This window comes from Cryobacterium sp. Y62 (genome assembly GCF_002929785.1).
Taxonomy (GTDB): Bacteria; Actinomycetota; Actinomycetes; order Actinomycetales; family Microbacteriaceae; genus Cryobacterium.
This window is the reverse complement of record NZ_PJJK01000036.1, coordinates 1-3,515: the sequence shown is the minus strand read 5'-3', so window position 1 is coordinate 3,515 and position 3,515 is coordinate 1. Positions and strand designations below refer to the sequence as shown.

Below are 3,515 nucleotides of genomic sequence, written 5' to 3'. Positions count from 1 at the left end.
GTCCTTTGCTGTTCACGAGCATTCGCCAAAATGGCCGGGATCAAACGAAAATAAATAGCTAACTAGGTTCCGTATCTCAACATACTCCCGCTAGCAGGAGTATTCCAACCAGCTACGGACGGAGTCTTAGAAATACTGATCAGCTTCGGGTTTCTCGTTAGGCTGTTTGCGTATCACCCGGTCCGTACTCGTATACGTGATCGAGAGAGAAGGAGCATAGATGCCGCCTGCCGCGGACGCTGACCTCGTGATACTGGGCGCGGGCTTGGCCGGACTCACTTTGGCGGTCCGGTTGGCTCGGGAGCGTTCCGGCCCGCGCGTCGTGCTGCTAGAACCGCGCACGGCCTATCGAGACGATCGCAGCTGGTGTTTTTGGCGACCGGAACAGCACGATCTGTCGCATTTAGTCTCGCGACGTTGGAAAACATGGACTTTTTCCGATGCGGCGGGCTTGACCGTTCGGCACCAAGTGCCCGGGCTGGCTTACCAATACGTTCGGGGCAGCGACTTTTACGCGAGCGCGCAGACCGACATTGCCGAGTCACCGCGCGTCGACCTGCGCCTCGGAGTGCGCGCCGGCACAGTCACAGCGGTTTCGGGCGGCGTTCGAGTGGAGACCAGCGCGGGCACGCTGCTGGCGCGTCAGGTGATTGATACCCGGCCCCGCGCCGCCGCAGCGATGCTGTACCAGAGCTTCGTGGGCCTCGAGCTGGAACGTGACTGTCCGCTGCCGTTCATCCCTGGCGAGGTGACGCTGATGGGATCTCTCGCGTCCGACGCCGAGGGGTTACGTTTTGTGTATGCCTTACCGTTGGGACCGAACCGCGCGATTGTGGAGTGGACGCGGTTCGGCACGGCGCCGATCAACCGGGACCGCTTGATCTTGGAGCTGGATCAGGTGCTTACCGGGCTCGGTTTGGCTGACGCCCGCCGGGTGCGAACCGAGGGCGGCGTGTTGGCCATGGGACTGGGCCGCCAAGCTGCGCCGCCGATTGGAGGCGTGGTGCATGCGGGTAACGCTGGCGGCGCGCTGCGGGCCGCTTCGGGCTACGGGTTTTTGCGCATTGCACGGTGGGCTCAGCTGTGCGCGGAGCGTCTGCTCGCGGGCCGGGAAGCTGTGGGGCACCCGAAAGAACCTCGACTGCGACGCACCTTCGATCGCATTTTTCTGCAGGCCGTTCGGGCGCACCCGGAACGTACCGCAGAGTATTTTCTCGCCCTCGCCCGCGGCGTTCCCCCGGCCGCACTGGTGCGTTTTCTCAGTGACGGTGCGCGGGCCGAGGACTACGCGCGCATCATCTCCAGCCTGCCGTGGAGCCCCTTCATCGCCCAGATGGCCGCGCCTACCGTTTTTAGCCCGGCACCGGCCGCACCGGCCGTTACCGTGACGCCAAGTACGAGCGATCAATGACCGGCCAAGCCGCTCCGTCTTATGCTGGGTCCACCCGCGTCAGGCCGCGGCGGCATCGAGTGCCCGTCGAGACGGTAGTGTTCGCCAGCCTCGCCCTAGTCACCTTGGTCGTGCTCGGGCTGGGCTTGCCACTGCCTTCGCTCACGGTTCAGGTCGTGCTCCTGGGCGTGCTGGTCGCGATTCTGGGCCTGCCCCACGGCGCCCTCGATCCGCTGATCGCGCGCCGTGCCGGACTGTGGCGCACCCCACTGGGCTTCGCCGGATTCAACATGGCCTACATTCTCGTCGTGGTCGGCGTTGTGTTGCTTTGGCTGATCGCTCCAGTGGAGAGCTTAGTCACGTTCCTGCTCGTGTCTGCTTTGCACTTCGGGTCAGATTGGAATGCTGACCGGGCGCCCTGGCTGCGGTTTCTCGCCGGGTTCGGGCTGCTCAGTCTCCCGGCGCTGTCGCATCCCGCGCAGGTGAGTGCTGCCTACGTGGTGCTGGCCGGAGACGGAGGCGCGGTGGTCGCCAGCGTGCAAGAGTGGCTGGGGCCGCTCGCCCTAGCCAGCCTGCTGGTCGCAGCCTTAGTCGCACTGCGACATCGGGCACACGAAAGCATCGAAATTCTGCTCGCGACCATTCTCGCCCTCGCAACAGAGCCGCTGGTCTTCTTTCTACTGTACTTCTGCGCTCTGCACAGTTTTCGGCACCTGAAGGCAGGGTTTCACGCCGAACGTGACGGTGGACGGCTGCCGGCACTGATGGTGCTGGTGTACACCGTGGTGCCCATCCTTACAGTGGGCGTAGTTCTGGTTTGGCTCGGCCCCGACGGCGCCCTGAGCGAGCAAATCCTGCAGGTGGTGTTCATCGGTTTAGCGGGGCTAACCGTCCCGCACATGATCGTAGTGACCCACGAAAACCGCTACCGCCGGGCGTCAAAAGCATCCGATCCCTGCTGATAATCATTCCCGTCGGATGAAAACATTACGAGGCAACTACGCAGCTGTGCGGATCGAAGAATGAACAACGACGGTTGCTCGGTAGACGCCAGGATCGCCGAGCGATGCTTGGCAATGCTTTTCTGCAGTTTCACGAAGGCCGGGATACGGCATCGGCGGGCCCAGCCGACCCACTTGCTGAGGCAGTTCGACTTTAATCCGGAGATCTTCCGTCGGGTAGTTCGGCGCGAATGCGGTGGTCCTTGATGCCCAAGATTGCCCGTCACTGGAGAATGCATTTCTGGCACTCCGTAGCAAGTAGCAGCTCGATATGTAACGTCCCCTGCTCCTCTGCTTTTTTGTGAAGAAAGCTTGTGGCCGAGTCGAGTTCTCTTGATCCGGTCTGCGCACTGCCGGTCGCTTCGTAGGAGGCGGATACTGGCCGGTGACGTCTGCCGTGGGCGTCGCGATAATTGCGGCGGTGCCCTATGTCAGGGTTGGGTGAGGCCAGCGTCAGGACCCGCTTCATCTAGGTACTCTGGGGTGTGGTGTACGCATACGAGGACCTGAATGAGGCGCAGTTCGAGGCGCTCGTTGTACAGGCAGCCAAGCTCAAGCTCGGCAAAGGAGTCCAAGGATTCGCGGCTGGCGTCGACGGTGGGCGTGACGCTCGTTTTGAGGGACTAGCCGATGGCTTCCCTAGTAGGGCGCGCCCCTGGGACAAAATCACGATCATCCAGACGAAGCACACGAACTTGTATGGGTATTTTTCAGATCGTGACTTCAGCGGCGCGAGAGGGACAGCGGTCCTCACGTTGGAACTTCCTCGAGCGAGAAAGCTGCACAAAGCCGGCAAACTTGAAAACTATCTCTTTTACTCCAATCGGTACCTGACGGCGAACGCGAACGAGAACGAGAGTCTCTTAGAGCGGATCTCCATTGAGATCGGCATACCGCGCGAGAATGTTCATCTTTGTGGAATCGAATCACTCGAGGAGGCGTTCCGAGATGAACCGCGGCTGGCTCAACTCGCAGGCGTCAATCCCGTCGACGGTCCTCTCATCGTCTCAAGTAGAGAGCTCGCAGAGGTAGTAGAGGCCATTGCGGAACTTGTCAAGGCGGATGAGACCAGTGGGAGTTTAGGCGGCTAGTTCGAGGCGGTCATTCTTGGTGGGTTTGTCGGC

Annotated in this window: 3 protein-coding genes; all 3 read left to right on the top strand. The window is 61.6% G+C overall.

Annotated elements, in window-relative coordinates:
- The first annotated feature begins 220 nt into the window (after positions 1–220).
- On the top strand, positions 221–1,411 hold the full coding sequence (locus tag CXY71_RS00420) for a lycopene cyclase family protein (RefSeq protein WP_104133773.1): 1,191 nt from the start codon (positions 221–223) through the stop codon (positions 1,409–1,411).
- Positions 1,412–1,470: 59 nt separating this feature from the next.
- Entirely contained in the window at positions 1,471–2,352 is an 882-nt protein-coding gene (locus tag CXY71_RS00415) for a Brp/Blh family beta-carotene 15,15'-dioxygenase (protein WP_233204308.1), read from the top strand.
- Positions 2,353–2,876: 524 nt separating this feature from the next.
- Entirely contained in the window at positions 2,877–3,482 is a 606-nt protein-coding gene (locus CXY71_RS00405) for a hypothetical protein (RefSeq protein WP_104133770.1), read from the top strand.
- The last annotated feature ends 33 nt before the right edge of the window (positions 3,483–3,515 follow it).